At 58.9% G+C, this 18997-nt stretch carries 21 protein-coding genes; 12 read left to right on the plus strand and 9 right to left on the minus strand.

What is annotated here, in order from left to right; genetic code table 11:
• The first annotated feature begins 10 nt into the window (after positions 1–10).
• The gene (locus SERRSCBI_RS23050; RefSeq protein WP_042785580.1) at positions 11–1252 is read left to right on the plus strand and encodes an O-antigen ligase; all 1242 of its coding nucleotides are present in this window, start codon (positions 11–13) and stop codon (positions 1250–1252) included.
• The gene (locus SERRSCBI_RS23055; RefSeq protein ID WP_042785583.1) at positions 1249–2229 is read left to right on the plus strand and encodes a glycosyltransferase; all 981 of its coding nucleotides are present in this window, start codon (positions 1249–1251) and stop codon (positions 2227–2229) included. The genes SERRSCBI_RS23050 and SERRSCBI_RS23055 overlap by 4 nt, the downstream gene beginning before the upstream one ends.
• Positions 2230–2265: 36 nt before the next feature.
• Here SERRSCBI_RS23055 and SERRSCBI_RS23060 read toward each other — a convergent pair whose 3' ends face one another.
• Together SERRSCBI_RS23060 and SERRSCBI_RS23065 are read right to left on the minus strand one after the other, a co-directional pair.
• Entirely contained in the window at positions 2266–3360 is a 1095-nt protein-coding gene (locus SERRSCBI_RS23060) for a glycosyltransferase family 9 protein (RefSeq protein WP_042785584.1), read from the minus strand.
• 8 nt (positions 3361–3368) lie between these two features.
• Positions 3369–4325, minus strand: a complete 957-nt coding sequence (locus SERRSCBI_RS23065) for a polysaccharide deacetylase family protein (RefSeq protein WP_042785585.1) — start codon at positions 4323–4325, stop codon at positions 3369–3371.
• 210 nt (positions 4326–4535) lie between these two features.
• Here SERRSCBI_RS23065 and rfaQ point away from each other — a divergent pair, with 210 nt between their 5' ends.
• Genes rfaQ through SERRSCBI_RS23080 form a run of 3 tightly spaced genes read left to right on the plus strand, consistent with a single transcriptional unit; the run spans position 4536 to position 7845 of the window.
• On the plus strand, positions 4536–5618 hold the full coding sequence (gene rfaQ / locus SERRSCBI_RS23070; RefSeq protein WP_033652252.1) for a putative lipopolysaccharide heptosyltransferase III: 1083 nt from the start codon (positions 4536–4538) through the stop codon (positions 5616–5618).
• Complete coding sequence (locus SERRSCBI_RS23075) at positions 5615–6742, plus strand: glycosyltransferase family 4 protein (RefSeq protein ID WP_042785587.1); 1128 nt, start codon at positions 5615–5617, stop codon at positions 6740–6742. The genes rfaQ and SERRSCBI_RS23075 overlap by 4 nt, the downstream gene beginning before the upstream one ends.
• A gap of 2 nt (positions 6743–6744) precedes the next feature.
• Positions 6745–7845, plus strand: a complete 1101-nt coding sequence (locus SERRSCBI_RS23080) for a glycosyltransferase (protein ID WP_033652254.1) — start codon at positions 6745–6747, stop codon at positions 7843–7845.
• A 44-nt stretch (positions 7846–7889) separates the two neighbouring features.
• Here SERRSCBI_RS23080 and SERRSCBI_RS23085 read toward each other — a convergent pair whose 3' ends face one another.
• Positions 7890–8903, minus strand: coding sequence for a glycosyltransferase family 9 protein (locus SERRSCBI_RS23085; RefSeq protein ID WP_042785588.1), 1014 nt, complete (start codon positions 8901–8903; stop codon positions 7890–7892).
• 125 nt (positions 8904–9028) lie between these two features.
• Here SERRSCBI_RS23085 and waaA point away from each other — a divergent pair, with 125 nt between their 5' ends.
• Genes waaA through coaD form a run of 3 tightly spaced genes read left to right on the plus strand, consistent with a single transcriptional unit; the run spans position 9029 to position 11569 of the window.
• The gene (gene waaA, locus SERRSCBI_RS23090) at positions 9029–10306 is read left to right on the plus strand and encodes a lipid IV(A) 3-deoxy-D-manno-octulosonic acid transferase (protein ID WP_019452200.1); all 1278 of its coding nucleotides are present in this window, start codon (positions 9029–9031) and stop codon (positions 10304–10306) included.
• Positions 10307–11080 carry a glycosyltransferase family 2 protein gene (locus SERRSCBI_RS23095; protein WP_033645184.1) on the plus strand — a complete coding sequence of 258 codons (774 nt, stop codon included), beginning with the start codon at positions 10307–10309 and terminating at the stop codon, positions 11078–11080.
• 3 nt (positions 11081–11083) lie between these two features.
• Positions 11084–11569 carry a pantetheine-phosphate adenylyltransferase gene (gene coaD / locus SERRSCBI_RS23100; protein ID WP_033645183.1) on the plus strand — a complete coding sequence of 162 codons (486 nt, stop codon included), beginning with the start codon at positions 11084–11086 and terminating at the stop codon, positions 11567–11569.
• Between the two features lie 3 nt (positions 11570–11572).
• Here coaD and mutM read toward each other — a convergent pair whose 3' ends face one another.
• The 4 genes from mutM to radC all read right to left on the minus strand — a co-directional run bounded on the left by mutM (position 11573) and on the right by radC (position 13831).
• Positions 11573–12388, minus strand: a complete 816-nt coding sequence (gene mutM / locus SERRSCBI_RS23105; protein ID WP_042785589.1) for a bifunctional DNA-formamidopyrimidine glycosylase/DNA-(apurinic or apyrimidinic site) lyase — start codon at positions 12386–12388, stop codon at positions 11573–11575.
• An 81-nt stretch (positions 12389–12469) separates the two neighbouring features.
• Positions 12470–12637 (minus strand): 50S ribosomal protein L33, encoded by a 168-nt coding sequence (gene rpmG / locus SERRSCBI_RS23110; protein WP_002442576.1) that lies wholly within the window; start codon positions 12635–12637, stop codon positions 12470–12472.
• Positions 12638–12648: 11 nt separating this feature from the next.
• Positions 12649–12885 carry a 50S ribosomal protein L28 gene (gene rpmB / locus SERRSCBI_RS24440; RefSeq protein ID WP_004931195.1) on the minus strand — a complete coding sequence of 79 codons (237 nt, stop codon included), beginning with the start codon at positions 12883–12885 and terminating at the stop codon, positions 12649–12651.
• 262 nt (positions 12886–13147) lie between these two features.
• Positions 13148–13831, minus strand: a complete 684-nt coding sequence (gene radC / locus SERRSCBI_RS23115) for a DNA repair protein RadC (RefSeq protein WP_042785592.1) — start codon at positions 13829–13831, stop codon at positions 13148–13150.
• A gap of 182 nt (positions 13832–14013) precedes the next feature.
• Between radC and coaBC the strand changes: the two genes are divergently transcribed.
• From coaBC to slmA, 3 genes are all read left to right on the plus strand, one after another.
• On the plus strand, positions 14014–15231 hold the full coding sequence (coaBC, locus tag SERRSCBI_RS23120; protein WP_033634306.1) for a bifunctional phosphopantothenoylcysteine decarboxylase/phosphopantothenate--cysteine ligase CoaBC: 1218 nt from the start codon (positions 14014–14016) through the stop codon (positions 15229–15231).
• On the plus strand, positions 15209–15667 hold the full coding sequence (gene dut, locus SERRSCBI_RS23125; RefSeq protein ID WP_033652257.1) for a dUTP diphosphatase: 459 nt from the start codon (positions 15209–15211) through the stop codon (positions 15665–15667). The genes coaBC and dut overlap by 23 nt, the downstream gene beginning before the upstream one ends.
• Before the next feature lie 251 nt (positions 15668–15918).
• On the plus strand, positions 15919–16515 hold the full coding sequence (gene slmA / locus SERRSCBI_RS23130; protein WP_033652258.1) for a nucleoid occlusion factor SlmA: 597 nt from the start codon (positions 15919–15921) through the stop codon (positions 16513–16515).
• A gap of 31 nt (positions 16516–16546) precedes the next feature.
• On the opposite strand, the gene pyrE is transcribed toward slmA, so the two are convergent.
• Together pyrE and rph are read right to left on the minus strand one after the other, a co-directional pair.
• On the minus strand, positions 16547–17188 hold the full coding sequence (gene pyrE, locus SERRSCBI_RS23135; RefSeq protein ID WP_042785593.1) for an orotate phosphoribosyltransferase: 642 nt from the start codon (positions 17186–17188) through the stop codon (positions 16547–16549).
• A gap of 96 nt (positions 17189–17284) precedes the next feature.
• A complete protein-coding gene (gene rph / locus SERRSCBI_RS23140; RefSeq protein WP_025160305.1) occupies positions 17285–18001 on the minus strand; it encodes a ribonuclease PH in 717 nt (238 codons plus the stop codon).
• Between the two features lie 126 nt (positions 18002–18127).
• Between rph and SERRSCBI_RS23145 the strand changes: the two genes are divergently transcribed.
• Entirely contained in the window at positions 18128–18991 is an 864-nt protein-coding gene (locus SERRSCBI_RS23145; protein WP_015379441.1) for a YicC/YloC family endoribonuclease, read from the plus strand.
• The last annotated feature ends 6 nt before the right edge of the window (positions 18992–18997 follow it).

Raw genomic sequence — 18997 nt, forward strand, 5'->3', positions numbered from 1 at the left:
AACACGCCCGATGCTAAAACAAAAAACGCCGCACCCTGCCTTCAGTTATCTGATTTATCTGGGATGTGCCATCGCTTTTTGCACCATTCCTTTCGGTTCCGCGACCGGACGCAATCTGTTTTACGTTTCCAGCTACATCGCCTTTATCGCCGTTTGCCTGTATCCGCGCTACTACTTCAGCAACGTTAAAAATCTGCTGTTGCCCGCGCTGATGTTCTGCGTCGGCATGGGCACCATCCTGTGGATGCATCATTTCAAACAGCCGGGCGAATATATCAATGTTTATCGTTCCTATATGTCGACCGGCAAACTGCAGCTCGCGACCGCTTTCATTTTGCTGATTGCGCTCAATGAACGGCTGTGCGTGCAGCGCCTGCTGATCGTCGTGGCCCTCGTTACCGGTTTGGCGGTCAACGGCTATTCCCTCTATCAAGGATTGCGGCTGGATATTCCTCGTGTGGAGCTCAACTTCGATCGCGCCACGGTCGTTGCCTACCTGATGACGGCCATCGATCTGGTGATGATGCAAGCCATCCTGATGCTGCGCACCCGCTACCGTCTGGTGCTGTACATTGCGGCGTTCCTGCTTTCCTTCTCCGCGCTGGTGCTGACCGGCACGCGCGCGGCGATGCTGGTTTACCCGGTGGCGGTTTGTCTGTCGCTGCTGGCGACCAAACATCTGGTATCCAGAAAACACAAGTTTGTGCTGGTCTCCTCGGTACCGTTGTTGCTGCTCATCTGCGGATTCGTCTTTAAGACGCAGATTGAACAACGCATTGCCGACTTCAAAACCAACATGCAACTGATCGATAAACCCGAGATAGATAACTCCATCATTTCCCGTCTATCGATGCAGGTGATTGCATGGCGTACAGGAACGGATGCCCCATGGGGTCAATCCGCGGAGCAGCGCGGTGAAGAGATCCGCGCCATCGTTGCGCAGCAACCGCACCTGTCTGGCGTCATGCCTTACATCAACGTGCATCTGCATAACGAGCTGCTGGAGACCTATTCGCTCAAGGGGGTCTGGGGGGCGTTGCTGTTGCTGGCGCTGTATATCGGCCTGTTCTTCTCTTCATTCCGGCCGCAGCGCAACGCGCTGCTGCTGAGCGTGAGCGCCAGCCTCTTCGTTTACGGTCTTAGCGACGTCATCTTCTTCAGCACGGAAGGCACCGTCATATTCTGTCTGGCGCTGATCGCCGCCGTGCTCTCCGTGGCGAAACCGCCTTCCGCCCAGGAGCAGACCGCGTGAAAACTCATCAGCCACCGCTGCTCAGCGTTATCGTGCCGTTTTACAATAACGAAGCGTTCGTCATCGCTGCGCTGGATTCGTTATTTACGCAGATTTCTGATGAGATTGAGGTGGTCATCATCGACGATGGCTCTACCGATGCGTCAGGGGCGCTGGTCAGCCGGTATCTGGCGCAGCGGCAGCATCCGCACGTGGCTTTTATTTCACAGGCCAACGGCGGCATTGCGCACGCCCGCAATGTCGGCCTGCAGCTAGCCACCGGGCGCTACGTCACCTTTCTCGACGGCGACGATCTGCTGAGCGACGACTATCTGGCGATCCTGCGGCCCCTGCTGATCGCCGATGAATATGACCTGATCGATTTTAATTATCAGAAGTTCACCGAACAACCGCCGAAACCCGAGAACCGCGCGACACAGCCCGCAGCCTACGACTTTTCCTCGTTGGGGCTGGGCAGCCTGCAACCGCTGTTCGCTCGCTCGATGTGGCATCTCTGGAGCCGGGTATATAAGCGCACGCTGCTGGCAGGGGAAACGTTCGAAGACGGCAGGCGTTATGAAGACGTGATTTTCACGCCTTTTCAGTATTTCAAAACTCGCCGCATCGCCCATCTTGACTGCGAACTCTATTTCTACCGGGATAACAGCCAGGGCATCACCCGCAATATCAAACCCAAAGATATTGAAGATTTGCTGTTCGCCATGGAGAAGATGCTGCGCTTTGTGGCGCAGCATCCTGGGGATGAGCCGCTGCGCCGGTTGGCCGCCCTGATGCTGGCCAACTGCTTTTCCGAGGTGAAAAGCATGTCGAAGGCGGTGTACGGTTATTATCATTACGCGCCGGCAACGCTGCAAATTCTGCGCCGCGCCGCCGCTGTCTGCCGCAACAGCGACGTGCCGGGCAAAAAAGTCCGCCAGATGCGCTATGCGCGAGTGGATACCTTTCTTTCGAAGCTGCGCGGGCGCAAACCACGCTAACCGCATAGGCCTGGCGGCCGATGCGTCGCCGCACCTCTAGCGCGCTAAAGGCACGTGCGCGACCAGTTCGTCATAAATCCGCTGCGGCTGAATGACCCCCATCGGGCTTTCTGCCTCCAGCGGCATCGTATAGCCGGTGCGCGACACCTGAATGATGCGGTGCAGCTCAGGATCCTGAATCGGCCCGGTGGAGCGTGAATCGGCGGTCACGAACAGGCTGATGGTTTTCACCTTCAACGCCACCGCCAGATGCAGCGGCCCGGTGTCGCCGGTGACCAGAACATGGAAACTGTCGAGCAACGTCAGCAAGCCTTGCAGCCCCGTTTTACCGATCTGATTATCCACGCAGGCCTGCGTTTGCGGGCCGATCAGGCTCATAAACTGTTGTGCCTTGCCGTCGTCAAGCGGTGCGCCAATCAGCACGATGCGCACATTGGGGTGCTTCGCCACCAGCTCATCGGCCAGGTGCGCATAGTGCGACACCGGCCAGCAACGCGACTCCGTCGATGCCCCCAGTTGAAAACCGATGGTGGGATGGTCGCTGCTTTTGACGCCGCGCTGATAGTCCACGGGAATTTCCATCGTCGGATCGTCGCTACGGCAGCCCAAAATGGAAATCAGCTCCAGTTTGCGGCGCACGAAATGGCCGTAATAATGGAAGATATAGTTGGTTAACCAAGGTTCCAGCCCGCAAATGCCCGAGCTGTAGTTATCCCTGATGATGTACTTTGCCCCCGCCATGACGGCGCTGATGATGTCATAAGGCAGATGAGAGTGCAGGATCAGCGCCAAATCCGGCTGATGTTCGCGCAGCGATTTCAGCAATGGGCGTATCGTCTTGATCTTGCTGTCCCAATACACCACGCGATCGTAATAGCGGCCGTTTTCCACCAGTTCGCGGTTTTTCTTGTGCACCACCAGCGTGATGTGCGCGTTGGGATAGCGTTCCCTCATCGCCCTCAATGCCGGCGTGTTGAACATGAAGTCGCCCAACGCCGTGGTGGAATAGATGACGATATTGTCAAACTGCTGGGCGCCGTCGAACGTCGCCTTGTCCTGAAAACGGCCGTACTTCGCCGTATAGCGCCGCAAGAACCAGTCGGCAACCTTAATTTTCCATTTCTTCGACATGTGCGTGCTTAGTTCGCTTTAAGTTGATAATACTCGGCCAGCGTCATGCCCACCGTGCGCTGCTGCAGCCAGTCAAACAGCTGCTCCAGATCGCGGTACAGCACTTCGATATCCTGCTCGGTTTTGAACGTCGGGCTGCCGCCCGGCATAAACTCGGAGGAGTGCAGCATAAACTCGACGTAGTCATGCCCCTGCGCCAACGACGTCTCGGCCACGCTGATCATCTTGGCCACGTTGCCGCCACTCGGCCGCAGCCAGTTGACGGACGGCGAACGCCGCTTGCCGCGCAGCCGATCATAGCCCTGCTTGAACGCATTCATCAGCGCCGAATGCTTGTACTGGATGCTCATCGGCACTTCCAGCAGCGACGAAGCGCCCGGCTTGGCGATGTTCTGCGGATCGATGAAATAGGCGTGCGACGGGAACCGGCTGTAATCGGTACCGCCGTTGCCCTGCGGGTTGCCCGGCGAAAACTGCCAGTTGACCCGCGGCGTGACCGAACAATCCACCTGATAGCCGTATTCCAGCAGCAGTGAGGCATAGTATTCGTTGAACGCCCAACGGCCCGCGCGATGGCTGAGCATTTTGGTCTGGAAGGCGTCCTCCAGCAGTTTGGTCATGTGGTCGACCTTGGCGCGTATCTGATCGGCGGGATACTCGATCAAATAAGGCTTGTGGCGCCAGTCGTCATCGGTGAGCGGCGTAAGCGGCGGGCTGTTCCAGGCGTGCAGATGCATGCCGACTTCACCGGCGCCGCGGGCGATCACGTCACGCGCGAACTCGACGTAAGCCGGATCCATCGCCATTTCATAGTTGGTGAGATAAACCGGCTTGAAGGCATATTTCTCGCACAGCGCCTGAAAGCGCGGCAAGAAACGCGTGTTTTCGGTCGCGATGCGATCGTGGTTTTGCCACAGATTATCGCCTTCGGTATCAATGGTGATGAGAAACGCCGGTTTAGTCATGAATATCGAACCTGATATCAACAGAATACGCTATGTTACGCAGGCCGTTTCGCCAGGGCAAACGACTTTGCTGCCTGGTTTGGACAACGTTGAAGCGCATTCGTCCCTGCTCCGGCGATTTTTTTGCGGCTCGGCAAGAAAACCGAGCAACAGTAGCCACATGCGATCGGGTCATTTAGAATCAAAGATTGGTTTCCCAGAAAGCGACTCATGATGAACGACGCGCCAGCCCTAACTTCCGCCCCATCCGTACAGCGTATTCTGATCATAAAACTGCGCCACCACGGCGATATGCTGCTGGTCACGCCGGTCATCAGCAGCCTGCGGCAAAACTACCCGCAGGCCCGGATCGATGTGCTGCTGTATCAGGAAACGCAGGAGATGCTGGCCAGTAATCCGGAACTGTCGACCCTGTTCGCCATCGATCGCCAATGGAAAAAACAGGGCGCCCGCGCTCACCTCGGGCATGAGCTGGCGCTGCTGCGCCGCCTGAAGGCGCAGCGCTACGATCTGGTGGTCAATCTGGCCGATCAGTGGCGCAGCGCCATCATCACGCGCCTGACCGGCGCGCGCATCCGTTTGGGCTTCGATTTCCCCAAACGCCGCGGCTTCCTGTGGCGCCACTGCCACACGCAGCTGGTGCCGGTAGACAATCACGCCCACTTGCATACCGTCGAACAAAATCTCTCGTTGCTGGCGCCGCTGAACCTGCCCGCGCTCAATGAGCATGTCACCATGAGTTATGATCCGCAGGATTGGCAGACCTGTGAGCAACTGTTGCAGAAACAGGGCGTCGCCGGCAGTTATATTGTGGTGCAGCCCACCTCTCGCTGGTTCTTCAAATGCTGGAGCGAAGAGAAAATGGCCGCCACCCTCACCGCCTTGCAGGCCGACGGCCACCAGTTGGTGATCACCTCCGGCCCCGACGCCAGAGAAAAAGCCATGGTCGAGCGCATTTTGGCGCTCTGCCCGCCGCAGGGCGTAATCTCGTTGGCCGGCCAGCTGACGCTGCGCCAACTGGCCGCCCTGATTGACCACGCCAAGCTGTTTATCGGCGTGGATTCGGTGCCGATGCATATGGCCGCCGCGCTGCAAACGCCGTGCGTGGCGTTATTCGGCCCTTCCAAGCTGACTTTCTGGCGGCCATGGCAGGCTACCGGCGCCGTGATCTGGGCCGGCGACTTTGGCGAACTGCCCGACCCGGACGCCATCGATACCGGCACCGATGAACGGTATCTTGACCTCATTCCTACAGACGCGGTGATTGCAGCCGCGCGGAGCACGCTGGCATGAAAGCATTTCGTTTGGCGATCGTTCGCCAAAAATACCGCCCGGACGGCGGAGCCGAACGTTTCGTTTCCCGCGCCCTGGAGGCGCTGGAGCAACAGGATCTCGATCTGAACGTCATCACTCGCGAATGGCAGGGTGACGCCAATCCAAACTGGCATATTCACCTGTGTAACCCGTTGAAACTCGGCCGCATCAGTCGCGAACGGGGCTTCGCCGTGGCGGCCAGGGCGCTGTGGCAGAAAGAGCGCTTCGATCTGGTGCAAAGCCATGAGCGCATTCCCGGCTGCGATATCTACCGCGCCGGCGACGGCGTACACCGCCGCTGGCTGCTGCAACGCGCGCGGCTGCTGCCCGAGTGGCGCCGCAAGTGGCTGTTTTCCAACCGTTATCACCGCTATGTGATGTGCGCCGAGCGCGCCATGTACGCCGCACCGGAGCTGAAAGCCGTCATCTGCAACGCCGAGATGATCAAACGGGAAATCATCGCCGACTTTGGCGTGCCCGCCGACAAAATCACGGTGATCTATAACGCCATCGACAATCAAAAGTTCCCGCCCGCCGACGAGGCCCAGCGCCGACGCCTGCGTGAGCAATATCAGATCCCGCAACAGGCGCACTGCCTGATCTTCGTCGGCTCCGGTTTCGAGCGCAAAGGGCTGGCCGCCGCCATCCGCGCCGTGGCGGCGACCGACAGCCACCTCTTGGTGATCGGTAAAGACAAAGCCGAAAAGCGTTACCGGGCGCTGGCGCAGTCGCTGGGCTGCGGCGATCGCATTCACTTTATGGGCGTGCAGAAGCAGACTCTGCCGTTCTATCAGGCCGCGGATGCGCTGCTGCTGCCGACGCTGTACGATCCGTTCCCGAATGTGATTCTGGAAGCGATGTCCTGCGGCCTGCCGGTTGTCACCAGCACCACCTGCGGCGGCGCCGAGTTTATCACCCCGGGCCAGAACGGCTTTGTGACCGACGCGCTCGACGTGCCGGCCATCACAGAAGCCATTCGGGCGCTGCCGCGCCAGGCGCTGGGATCCTCCATGGGCGAAGCGGCAAGATTGCGCATTATGACGGCTACGCCGGCGCATCTCTCCGAACAGCTCATTTCCCTCTATAACCGGTTACTGGATTAGCTATGCGTATTCTGATGATCATCGATGGCCTGCCGGGAGGCGGCGCGGAAAAAGTGGTGCTGACCCTGTGTCAGGGCATGCAGCAACAGGGGCATGACGTCAGTCTGATCTCGCTGCGTGACGTCTGCAATTACCCTATCCCGTCAGGCATTGATTATCAGGTGGTGGCCGATCGCAGCCGAGCCCCCTGGCGCAAGCTGACCGAGCTGTCGCGCCGCGCCGCCGCGCTGGATCGGGCGATAGCCGAACACGAGCGCCAACACGGCGCGTTCGATCTGGTGTTCTCCAACCTGCACAAAACCGATCGCATCGTCAGCCGCAGCAAGCGGCTGGCTTCGGATCGCCTGTGGTTCTGCATTCACGGCATTCTCTCCACCTCCTACCTCGGCCACCGCAAAGGCCTGGATCGCTGGCTCAAGCAACGTAAAATCGCCAACGTTTACCAGGGGAGAAATATCGTCGCCGTTTCACAGGCGGTCGGCGGCGATCTGCAGCAGAATTTGCCGATCCGCCCGCGTCGGCTGGCGGTCATCAATAACCCGTTCGACATCGACGCCATCCGGCAACAGGCGGCGGCGCCTTGCGAACTGGCCGGTCAGGACTATCTGGTGCACGTCGGCCGCTTTCACGCCACCAAGCGGCATGACCGCCTGCTGAAAGCCTATGCGCAATCCGGCATTCAGGCGCCGCTGGCTTTGATCGGCACCGGGGATGACGCCCGCGTCGCCGAGGTCAAGCGTCTGGCGGCAGACTTGGGTATCGCAGAGCGCGTGCTGTTCCTCGGCTTCCAGGCCAATCCCTATCCGTTTATCCGCCATGCCTCGCTGTTGGTGCTCAGCTCCGATAGCGAAGGGTTTGGCAATGTGCTGGTAGAATCGCTGTTGTGCGGCACACCGGTGGTCAGCACCCGCTGTCCGGGCGGCCCTGCGGAAATTCTGGAAAAAGCCGGCATGGCTAACGCGTTGGCGGAATTAAACGAAGCGTCGCTGGCAGAAAAAATGGCGGAAATTTACGCCAATCCGCCGCAGATAAATCAACAGCAATTGCTGAGCTATGGGCTGGAGCCTATTTGCCGTCAATATATTGAGCTGAAAGAAAAATAATAAAGTAATAAATAAGGCAGGTGATACCTGCCTTATTTTCTTCGCTAGCTTAGCGCCTGCATTTTCTGCCAAACCTCATCGACAGAAACATCTTCACAGTGCCCCGACTCACTCTGCAAAATATGATGACGGCCGGTCCATGGATGCCAGGACGTTTTATCGGTATCGCCAAAGAACACCACCATATCCTTATTCAGCGCGGCGGCAAGATGCATCTGCCCGCCGTCGCTGCACAGCACCCGGTCGCATAAATCGAACCCGCCTAACAGCTCGCGCACCGAGGCCGTCGGATAAAGCGCGACGCGTTCGTTTTGGCACAGCGCCAACAGCTGTTCTGCGCGCTGCTGATCGCCGATGTCGTCCGGCGCCAGCGTGCCCTGCGGCGACCAGAAGATCAGCACGCCGGTGCGGGGATCGGCGGTCAGGCGGTTGATGATTTCGGCATAGCGTTCAACCGGCCAGCGCCTTTTCGGGCTGCGGCTGCTGATATGCACGGCGCAAACCCGTTCGACCGACGGCAGGCGTTCCTGCAGCCGCTGCGCCGCCAGCTGCCGCTCTTCCGGCGTCAGAAATACCCGCACCGGCGGGATCGGAATGGTTTGATCGGTTATCGCCGATAAATAGCTGTAGGTGTGTTCGACCTGATGTAGACCGCGGAAATCGTCCTTGCGGAACGGGCGCTGAATATCTTTCGTGCCCAAATCGGCGCCGATGATATGGGTGGCGCCAGCCATTTTCGCTAAACGCAGGCTGTATTTGCAAGGCACCGGGTTGGCCAGAATGACCGCATCGAACTTTATTTTGCGCAGCTTCAGGAAGATCATCAGACGTTCGAAATAAACGCCCAACGTCGTTTCATTTTTCGCCTTATGCTTGGCCTTTTTATAGACAAAGACTTTCTCGAGATGAGGGTTGTTTTTAACGACGTCCTGGCTGACTTTATTGATCAGCAGATAAACTTTTGCGTCTGGATAGGCAATTTTCACCCCTTCAATCAGAGGCGTGGTGCAAACAAGATCGCCGATGTTGTCGCGGCGAATAATTAAAATATTCTTCATTCCGAGCCTATCGGCGAAATCGCTCGCCGGTTGTCTGAAACTGACACCCAAGGTTACCAAATTAGCGCCTTTCCCTTCCAGTTATGGTACTATTCCGAATAACCCATATAAATGAAATTGATAGAATGTTGCTGCGTTTATATCAGGTACTACTCTACCTCATCCAACCCCTGATCTGGCTCCGCTTACTGCTGCGCAGCCGCAAAGCTCCAGCCTACCGTAAACGCTGGGCGGAACGCTATGGCTTCTGCGCCGGGAAAGTCGTGCCGGGCGGCATTATGCTGCATTCCGTCTCCGTCGGCGAAACGCTGGCGGCCATCCCGCTGGTGCGGGCGCTGCGCCATCGTTACCCCGCTTTGCCGATAACTGTGACCACAATGACCCCGACAGGTTCAGAACGCGTCCAGTCCGCTTTCGGCAAAGACGTGCATCATGTCTATCTGCCCTACGATCTGCCCGGTTCCATGAACCGCTTCCTCGACCAGGTGAATCCCAAGCTGGTGATCATCATGGAAACCGAGCTATGGCCTAACCTGATCAACGCACTGCATCAGCGGCAAATCCCCCTGGTGATCGCCAATGCGCGCCTGTCGGCGCGATCCGCCGCCGGCTATAAGAAAATTGGCGGATTCATGCGCGATATGCTGCGCCGCATTACGCTGATCGCCGCACAGAACCAGGAAGACGGCGATCGTTTTATCGAACTGGGCCTGAAACGCTCGCAGCTGGCCGTTACCGGCAGCCTGAAATTCGATATCTCCGTCACCCCGGAACTGGCCGCCCGCGCCGTTACGCTGCGCCGCCAATGGGCGCCGCGCCGCCCGGTGTGGATCGCCACCAGCACCCATGAAGGCGAAGAAACCATCCTGCTCGAAGCGCACCGCAAGCTGCTGGAAAAACACCCCGACCTGCTGCTGATCCTGGTGCCGCGTCACCCGGAACGCTTCCCGACCGCCAAGGAACTGGTACAGAAGGCCGGTTTCAGCTACACCCTGCGCAGCAGCGGCGAAATCCCGTCCGGCAGCACCCAGGTGGTGATCGGCGATACCATGGGCGAACTCATGCTGCTGTACGGCATCGCCGATCTGGCCTTTGTCGGCGGCAGCCTGGTGGAACGTGGCGGGCATAACCCGCTGGAAGCCGCCGCCCACGCCATCCCGGTGCTGATGGGCCCGCACACCTTCAACTTTAAAGACATCTGCGCCAAGCTTTCGCAGGCCGAAGGCCTGATCACCGTGACCGACGTGGATTCGCTGGTAAAGGAAGTGGAAACCCTGTTGACCGACGAAGACTACCGCCGTTACTACGGCCGCCATGCGGTGGAAGTGTTGTATCAGAATCAGGGAGCGTTGCAGCGCCTGCTGCAGCTGCTGGAACCGCACCTGCCGCCCCGGAGTCACTGAATGAGCAGCCGCAAAAGCCTGTCGGTGGTGATGATCGCCAAAAACGAAGCCGGGCTGTTGCCGGACTGCCTGCGCTCGGTCGCCTGGGCCGATGAAATCATCGTGCTGGACTCCGGCAGCGAGGACGACAGCGTCGCCGTCGCCGAAAGTCTGGGCGCCAAAGTCTTCACGCACACCGACTGGCAAGGATTCGGCAAGCAGCGCCAGCTGGCGCAAAGCTACGCCAGCCATGACTACGTATTGATGATCGACGCCGACGAACGCGTCACCCCCGAACTGCGGCAATCCATCGAGCGGGTGTTGAACGCGCCGGACGACGGCGCCGTTTACAGCTGCGCGCGGCGCAACCTGTTCCTTGGCCGCTTCATGCGCCACAGCGGCTGGTATCCCGACCGCGTCAACCGCCTGTACGCCAATTCACGCTATCGCTATAACGACGATCTGGTGCACGAGTCGCTGAACATCGGCGACGCCAAAGTGATCCCCCTCAGCGGCGATATGCTGCACCTGACCTGCCGCGACTTCTTCGCCTTTCAGCGCAAACAGCTGCGCTATGCCGAAGAGTGGGCCACACAGCGCCACCGGGCCGGCAAGCGTTGCGGCTATCTGTCCATCCTGACCCACACGCTCGGCGCCTTCGTCAAAACCTGGCTGCTGCGGGCCGGCTTCCTCGACGGTAAACAGGGGTTGCTGTTAGCGGTGGTCAACGCGCAATATACCTTCAATAAATATGCCGCATTATGGGCATTGGGCCGCAACTACTCAGAGAAGTGAATCATGACCAGCAAAGCCATCTATCCCGGGACGTTCGATCCCATGACCAACGGCCACCTGGATTTAGTGACGCGCGCGTCGCTGATGTTCGATCACGTGATTCTGGCCATCGCCGCCAGCCCGAGCAAAAAGCCGCTGTTCAGCCTGGATGAGCGTGTGGCGCTGGCGACGCAGGTCACCTCGCATCTGGACAATGTGGAGGTACTGGGCTTCAGCGAGCTGATGGCGCATTTCGCCGCTCACCAGAATGCCAATATCCTGGTGCGCGGCCTGCGGGCGGTGTCTGACTTTGAGTACGAACTGCAGCTGGCGAACATGAACCGCCATTTGATGCCGACGCTGGAAAGCGTGTTCCTGATGCCTTCCGAAGAGTGGTCGTTCATCTCCTCATCACTGGTGAAGGAGGTCGCCCGCCACGGCGGCGATATCGCGCCTTTCCTGCCCGATGTGGTCACTCAGGCGCTGATGGCGAAGCTCGCCGCCGCGTGATGCTCAGCGCTGGCAGCGTCGGCAAAAGAAGGTGCTGCGCTGCCCGTGCCTGGCGGATTCAATCGGCGTGCCGCATGTGCGGCACGGTTCTCCCGCCCGTCCGTAAACCTGCAGCTCCTGCGCGAAGTACCCCGGTTTCCCGTCCGACTGCAAAAAGTCGCGCAATGTGGTGCCGCCCTGCTCGATGGAGCGTTGCAACACCGCCTTGATGGTCTTCGCCAACAGCGCCGCTTCGGCTTTGGTCAAGGATCCCGCCGGACGATCGGGCAGGATCCCGGCGCTGAACAGCGATTCACTGGCGTAAATGTTACCGACCCCGACCACCAGCTTATTATCCATCAGCCACGGTTTGATCAGCGTGCGCTTATTACGTGATTTTTCATACAGGTAGTCGCCGTTGAACGCCTCACTCAGCGGTTCCGGCCCCAGATGCGCCAACACGCTGCTGGTCGCCAGGTCTTCGCACCACAGCCAGGCGCCGAAGCGGCGCGGATCGGTATAACGCAGGATCATACCGTTGTTGATCACCAGATCGACGTGGTCGTGTTTGCCGGCTTCGTCTTCGTTTTCCTCACGCAGCATGCGCAGGCTGCCCGACATGCCCAGATGCACGATAATCCAACCGCGCTCCAGCTCAATCAGCAGGTATTTGGCCCGACGCTGCACGCTGAGCACCGGCTGATCGCTCAGCGTCAGGATCTGCTCGGAAACCGGCCAGCGCAGGCGCGCGTTGCGCACCACCGCATACTGAATGCTGTGGCCGACAAGATAAGGCTCTATACCACGTCTGCTCGTCTCAACTTCCGGTAATTCAGGCATCTGGCTTCCCCTCCGATGTTTTCTACCCTTTATAAAACAAAAAACCCGGCCAAGGCCGGGTTTTTCATTAATCCACTAAAATTATTTAATTTTAGCTTCTTTGTATACTACGTGCTGACGGACAACTGGATCGAATTTCTTCAGTTCCAATTTTTCCGGCTTAGTACGCTTGTTCTTCGTGGTGGTATAGAAGTGACCAGTACCAGCAGAAGAAACCAGCTTGATCTTCTCGCGAACACCTTTAGCCATGATTCAGTTCCTTAATACTTCTCACCACGGGCACGCAGATCGGCCAGAACCGTCTCAATACCCTTCTTATCGATAACACGCATACCTTTAGCAGATACACGCAGAGTTACAAAGCGCTTCTCAGCCTCAACCCAAAAACGGTGTGAGTGCAGGTTAGGCAGAAAACGGCGTTTGGTCGCGTTCATTGCGTGGGAACGGTTGTTACCGCTCACCGGGCGCTTGCCAGTAACTTGGCAGACTCGGGACATGTCTATTCTCCAAAAATCAAATCAGCTCGAGCTTCGTATAGGGTATGGCCGCCTCGTCAGGCTTTTAGAGCCCATCTCAGCAAACTTCATACTGAGGAGACTCTCGTCATCAGGTAGAAACCACACATCAGGTCAGAAACCTGCTGAGATAGGCTCTTGCGCCAAACCCAAGATTCTCAAAGGTGGCGTAGTATACGCTCTGAAGCGTAAGTGCTCAAGTCCCGAACAGCTAAAGATCCCACAAGGATCGCGAAAAAATCGCTTAAAGCCATCCGCGCTCGGCAAAAGAGACGCATTCACCCCGACCGATCACCAAATGATCGAGCACTCGGATCTCCAATAACTGGCAGGCTTTCACTACCTGTTCAGTTATCAAACGGTCGGCATCACTGGGTTCAGCCTTACCCGAGGGGTGATTATGCGCGAGAATCAGCGCGGCGGCATTAGCCTTCAACGCTTCACGCACAATTTCTCTCGGGTAGACGACGACGCTGCTGATGGTACCAGCAAACATCTCCTGATGGCGAATAACCCGATGCTGATTGTCTAAAAACAATACCAAAAAGACCTCTCGCTCACGATGTGCCAGCAGGCTTTGCAGATAATGCTGGGTGACGCGCGGGTTAAGCATGGCGTTTTCCTGCGAGAGATGGCTGGAAAAGAAGCGAAGCGCCAGCTCGGCAATCGCCTGCAGCTGCGTATAGCTGGCGTCGCCCAAGCCTTTTTGACTGCAAAACGCCTGATGATCGGCCGACATCAGATGGTAAAGCGAGCCGAATCGGCGCAGTAGCTGCTCCGCCAGCTGCATTACGTGCACGCCGGGCAACCCGGTGCGCAAGAAAATGGCCAACAGCTCTGCGTCGGACAGCGCCGCGGCCCCCTGCATCAACAGCTTTTCACGCGGCGCCAGCGCGCCCGGCCAGCACGCCACAGTCGGGTTGCTCATCGTGTTCCTCCCTGAAAGGGCTACAGCATGCCATGCGCCCCCGGCGCGTTCGACAGGTGTTTGATAACATTGCGAAGTGTTTCGCAAAGCACAATGTAACGCCCTGCAGCCATTGCGGAATCGCTCACCTGAACGGCGGATATGCTAAAATGGCGCATCTTTCGGCTTTCAATCGGACAATGATGATGACGGGACTTTCCGGCAAACATATTGTGCTTGGCATCAGCGGCGGCATCGCCGCCTACAAATGCCCAGAGCTGGTGCGCCGCCTGCGCGACAGGGGCGCGGAAGTGCGCGTGGTGATGACCCACGCCGCCAAGGCGTTCATTACGCCGCTGACGCTGCAGGCCGTTTCCGGCCACCCGGTGTCCGACGATCTGTTGGATCCCGCCGCCGAAGCCGCCATGGGCCACATCGAACTCGGCAAATGGGCGGATCTGGTGATTCTGGCGCCGGCGACCGCCGATCTGCTGGCGCGCGTCGCCGCCGGCATGGCCAACGATCTGCTGACTACCGTCTGCCTGGCGACCGACGCCCCTATCGCCGCCGCCCCCGCCATGAACCAGCAGATGTATCGCGCCGCCGCCACGCAGGCCAACCTGCAAACGCTGCAGGCGCGCGGCATGCTGCTCTGGGGGCCGGACAGCGGCAGCCAGGCCTGCGGCGACGTCGGCCCGGGCCGCATGCTGGATCCGCTGGACATCGTCGAGCTGGCGAACGGTCATTTCTCCGCCCCGCAGGATCTGCAACATTTGCAGGTTATGATCACCGCCGGCCCGACGCGCGAAGCGCTGGATCCGGTACGCTTCATCAGCAATCACAGCTCCGGCAAAATGGGCTTCGCCATCGCCCGCGCCGCCGCCGCCCGCGGCGCGCAGGTGACGCTGATCGCCGGGCCGGTGAGCCTGCCGACACCGCCGAAGGTCACACGCGTGGACGTCACCAGCGCGCTGGAGATGGAACAGGCGGTGCAACAGCGCGCCGCTCAGCAGCAGATTTTCATCTCCTGCGCCGCCGTAGCCGACTACCGTCCCGAGCGGATCGCCGATGAAAAAATAAAAAAACAGGGTGATGAAATCGTCCTCAAGATGGTAAAAAACCCCGATATCGTCGCCGGCGTGGCGGCGATGACCAAAAATCGACCGTTTGTCGTGGGGTTTGCCGCCGAAACCCAGAATGTGGAAGAATACGCGCGGCAAAAACTGGCGCGTAAGAAGCTGGATTTGATTTGCGCTAACGATGTATCGCTTGCAGAGCACGGGTTCAACAGCGACACCAATGCCCTGCACCTTTTTTGGCAGGATGGAGAGAAACGCCTGGCGCTGAGCGACAAGGCACTCCTTGGCCAACGTTTAATAGACGAGATAGTCAGCCGTTATGATGAAAAAAATCGACGTTAAGATCCTCGACCCGCGCATCGGTCAGGATTTCCCGCTACCGACCTACGCCACTCCGGGCTCCGCCGGTCTCGACCTGCGAGCCTGCCTGGACAGCGCGGTGGAGCTGGCGCCGGGTGAAACCACGCTGCTGCCTACCGGTCTCGCGATCCATATCGCCGACGCCGGCCTGGCGGCGGTGATCCTGCCGCGCTCAGGCCTGGGCCACAAGCACGGCGTCGTGCTGGGCAATCTGGTCGGTCTGATCGACTCCGATTATCAGGGCCAGCTGATGGTGTCGGTCTGGAACCGCGGCCAGAAGTCATTCACTATCGAACCGGGCGAACGCATCGCGCAGATGGTCTTCGTGCCGGTGGTGCAGGCCGAGTTCAACCTGGTGGAAGAGTTCGACAGCAGCGAGCGCGGCGAAGGCGGCTTCGGCCACTCGGGGCGCCACTAAGCGCCACTCAATGCACGATGGCCGGCAGGGAAACGTCGCCTGAACCTTGCCTTTCCGGGGAGAAGGATGTCTCTGCGGCAAGGTTTTACCGCGACAATTGCAGCGCACACCAGGCAGCGCGGAAAAAGGCCGTTAAGGCCGCTGACCCCAGCATCGTAAAAAAGCTATCACATAAGCCGCACAGAGCCTGCTCTGCAGCGGCCGGTGCCCGGGTTTCCGTCAGTTAAGTTTTAGCAAGGGTCTAATCAGACATGGCAGAAAAAGAAAATACGAAAAGGAATCGGCGCGAGGAAATATTGCAGGCGTTAGCCCAGATGCTGGAATCCAGCGACGGCAGCCAGCGCATTACCACCGCCAAGCTCGCCGCGAACGTGGGTGTTTCTGAAGCTGCGCTGTACCGGCATTTCCCCAGCAAGACACGGATGTTCGACAGTCTGATCGAGTTTATCGAAGACAGCCTGATCACCCGCATCAACCTGATCTTGCAGGACGAGAAAGAGACGTTTAGTCGTCTGCGCCTGATTTTACTGCTGATTCTGGGCTTTGCAGAACGCAACCCGGGGCTGACGCGCATCATGACCGGCCACGCGCTGATGTTTGAACAGGATCGCCTGCAGGGCCGCATCAACCAGCTGTTCGAACGCATCGAGGCGCAGCTGCGTCAGGTGCTGAAAGAGCGCAAATTGCGCGAAGGCAAAGGCTTTATCGTCGATGAAACGCTGCTGGCCAGCCAGCTGCTGGCCTTCTGCGAAGGCATGTTGTCGCGCTATGTGCGTTCGGAATTCCGCTATCGTCCAACGCAGGAATTCGACGCCCGCTGGCCGCTCCTGGCGGCCCAGCTGCAATAACGATAACGCCGGGCATGCCCGGCGTTTTTACTTATATCCCGTACTGCTCGCGGTAAGCGCGCACCGCCGCCAGGTGGTCCGCCATTTCCGGTTTCTCTTCCAGATAGGCGATCAGATCCTTCAGCGTCACGATCGAAATCACCTTGCAGTGGTAGTCGCGTTCCACTTCCTGAATGGCGGAGATGTCCGCGCGGCCGCGTTCCTGCCGGTCGAGGGAGATCAGCACGCCCGCCAACGAAGCGCCGCTGGCGCCGATGATTTCCATCGACTCACGGATCGCGGTACCGGCGGTGATCACATCGTCCACCAGCATCACGCGGCCCTGCAGCGGGCTGCCCACCAGCGAACCGCCCTCGCCGTGGGTCTTGGCTTCCTTGCGGTTAAAGCAGTAAGGCACGTCGCGCTCATGGTGTTCCGCCAGCGCAACCGCCGTGGTGGTGGCGATAGGAATGCCTTTATAGGCCGGGCCAAACAGCAGATCGAAATCGATGCCGGAATCCATCAGGGCTTCGGCATAGAAGCGCCCCAACAGCGCAAGATCGCGCCCGGTATTAAACAGGCCGGCGTTGAAGAAATACGGGCTGGTGCGGCCGGATTTCAGGGTGAACTCGCCGAATTTCAATACCTGCTTGTTAAGCGCGAACTCGATAAACTGGCGCTGATAGGCTTTCATTACTGCTTCTCCTCGTCTGAATCTGCTTGGGTCTTGTCATTACTGCCGCCCGATCGGCGGGCATAAAAAAGGCGACTTCTCAGTCGCCTTGAAAAATTAGTCCGCCAGCGCCGCTTTCTGCGCCTGGAAGATGGTTTCGATGCCTCCTCGGGCCAGCGCCAATAGCGCCAACAGCTCATCGTGGCTGAACGGCTCGCCTTCGGCGGTGCCCTGCACTTCAATCATGCGGCCGTCTTCCATCATCACCACGTTCATGTCGGTTTCCGCCGCGGAATCTTCCACATACTCCAGATCGCACAGCGCTTCGCCGTTGACGATGCCGACGGAAACCGCCGCCACCATGCCCTTCATCGGATTGGCTTTCAGCTTACCGTTGGCCACCAGGGTGTTCAGCGCATCGGCCAGCGCCACGCAGGCGCCGGAGATGGAAGCGGTGCGGGTACCGCCGTCGGCCTGCAGTACGTCGCAGTCGAGAGTGATGGTGAATTCACCGAGCTTTTTCAGATCCACCGCGGCGCGCAGCGAACGGGCGATCAGGCGCTGGATCTCCAGCGTGCGGCCACCCTGTTTGCCTTTGGCGGCTTCACGGGCGTTGCGGCTGTGGGTGGAGCGCGGCAGCATGCCGTACTCGGCGGTGATCCAACCTTGCCCCTGGCCTTTCAGGAAGCGCGGAACGCCCTCTTCTACCGTGGCGGTGCACAAGACTTTGGTATCGCCAAACTCAACCAGCACTGAACCTTCAGCGTGTTTGGTATAGTGACGGGTCAGTGTCAGGGGGCGAACTTGCTGTGGTGCTCTGCCTGCAGGACGCATGGGCTCTCTCCGGCTTCAAATCAACTATTGGCTGCGCATTATACGGGCTTCGTGACGTAATGCCTATCCTGCCCGCAGCCGCGACGCTATAATCGCCCCATCTTTTCCTATTACGGGTACGCATCAATGATCCGCAGCATGACCGCCTACGCCCGGCGTGAAATCAAGGGTGAATGGGGCAGCGCAGCCTGGGAGCTGCGTTCCGTTAACCAGCGCTACTTAGAAACCTACATCCGCCTGCCGGAACAATTCCGCAGCCTGGAGCCGGTGATCCGTGAACGTATCCGTGGCCGCCTGACCCGCGGCAAAGTCGAATGCAACCTGCGTTTCGAACTGGATCCAAGCGCGCAAAGCTCGCTGATCCTGAACGAAAAACTGGCCAAACAGCTGGTCGAAGCCGCCAACTGGGTGAAAATGCAGAGCGACGAAGGAGAAATCAACCCGATCGACGTGCTGCGCTGGCCGGGCGTGATGTCCGCGCAGGAGCAGGATCTGGACGCCATCAGCGCCGAGCTGATGCAAGCGCTGGACGGCGCGCTGGATGACTTTATCGTCGCACGCGAAAGCGAAGGCGCCGCGCTGAAAACGCTGATCGAACAGCGCCTCGACGGCGTCAGCGCCGAAGTGGTCAAAGTGCGCGCCCAGATGCCGAACATCCTGCAATGGCAGCGCGAGCGCCTGGTCAGCAAGCTGGAAGAGGCGCAGGTGCAGCTGGAAAACACTCGCCTGGAGCAAGAGCTGGTGCTGATGGCGCAGCGCATCGACGTCGCCGAAGAGCTGGACCGCCTGGAAGCGCACGTGAAAGAGACGCACAACATCCTGAAGAAGAAAGAAGCCGTCGGCCGCCGCCTCGACTTTATGATGCAGGAATTCAACCGCGAATCGAACACCCTGGCCTCCAAGTCAATCAATGCCGACGTCACCGCCTCCGCCATCGAGCTGAAGGTGTTGATCGAGCAAATGCGCGAGCAGATCCAGAACATCGAGTGATCCGCT

It is taken from the genome of Serratia sp. SCBI, assembly GCF_000747565.1.
GTDB classification, from domain to species: domain Bacteria; phylum Pseudomonadota; class Gammaproteobacteria; order Enterobacterales; family Enterobacteriaceae; genus Serratia; species Serratia ureilytica.

Bases quoted from the DNA above. Each gene is read 5' to 3' on its own strand.
- SERRSCBI_RS23050 (WP_042785580.1), top strand. From the start codon at position 11: ATGCTAAAACAAAAAACGCCGCACCCTGCCTTCAGTTATCTGATTTAT.
- SERRSCBI_RS23060 (WP_042785584.1), bottom strand. From the start codon at position 3,360: ATGTCGAAGAAATGGAAAATTAAGGTTGCCGACTGGTTCTTGCGGCGC.
- SERRSCBI_RS23065 (WP_042785585.1), bottom strand. From the start codon at position 4,325: ATGACTAAACCGGCGTTTCTCATCACCATTGATACCGAAGGCGATAAT.
- rfaQ (WP_033652252.1), top strand. From the start codon at position 4,536: ATGATGAACGACGCGCCAGCCCTAACTTCCGCCCCATCCGTACAGCGT.
- SERRSCBI_RS23075 (WP_042785587.1), top strand. From the start codon at position 5,615: ATGAAAGCATTTCGTTTGGCGATCGTTCGCCAAAAATACCGCCCGGAC.
- SERRSCBI_RS23080 (WP_033652254.1), top strand. From the start codon at position 6,745: ATGCGTATTCTGATGATCATCGATGGCCTGCCGGGAGGCGGCGCGGAA.
- SERRSCBI_RS23085 (WP_042785588.1), bottom strand. From the start codon at position 8,903: ATGAAGAATATTTTAATTATTCGCCGCGACAACATCGGCGATCTTGTT.
- waaA (WP_019452200.1), top strand. From the start codon at position 9,029: ATGTTGCTGCGTTTATATCAGGTACTACTCTACCTCATCCAACCCCTG.
- SERRSCBI_RS23095 (WP_033645184.1), top strand. From the start codon at position 10,307: ATGAGCAGCCGCAAAAGCCTGTCGGTGGTGATGATCGCCAAAAACGAA.
- coaD (WP_033645183.1), top strand. From the start codon at position 11,084: ATGACCAGCAAAGCCATCTATCCCGGGACGTTCGATCCCATGACCAAC.
- mutM (WP_042785589.1), bottom strand. From the start codon at position 12,388: ATGCCTGAATTACCGGAAGTTGAGACGAGCAGACGTGGTATAGAGCCT.
- rpmG (WP_002442576.1), bottom strand. From the start codon at position 12,637: ATGGCTAAAGGTGTTCGCGAGAAGATCAAGCTGGTTTCTTCTGCTGGT.
- rpmB (WP_004931195.1), bottom strand. From the start codon at position 12,885: ATGTCCCGAGTCTGCCAAGTTACTGGCAAGCGCCCGGTGAGCGGTAAC.
- radC (WP_042785592.1), bottom strand. From the start codon at position 13,831: ATGAGCAACCCGACTGTGGCGTGCTGGCCGGGCGCGCTGGCGCCGCGT.
- coaBC (WP_033634306.1), top strand. From the start codon at position 14,014: ATGATGACGGGACTTTCCGGCAAACATATTGTGCTTGGCATCAGCGGC.
- dut (WP_033652257.1), top strand. From the start codon at position 15,209: ATGATGAAAAAAATCGACGTTAAGATCCTCGACCCGCGCATCGGTCAG.
- slmA (WP_033652258.1), top strand. From the start codon at position 15,919: ATGGCAGAAAAAGAAAATACGAAAAGGAATCGGCGCGAGGAAATATTG.
- pyrE (WP_042785593.1), bottom strand. From the start codon at position 17,188: ATGAAAGCCTATCAGCGCCAGTTTATCGAGTTCGCGCTTAACAAGCAG.
- rph (WP_025160305.1), bottom strand. From the start codon at position 18,001: ATGCGTCCTGCAGGCAGAGCACCACAGCAAGTTCGCCCCCTGACACTG.
- SERRSCBI_RS23145 (WP_015379441.1), top strand. From the start codon at position 18,128: ATGATCCGCAGCATGACCGCCTACGCCCGGCGTGAAATCAAGGGTGAA.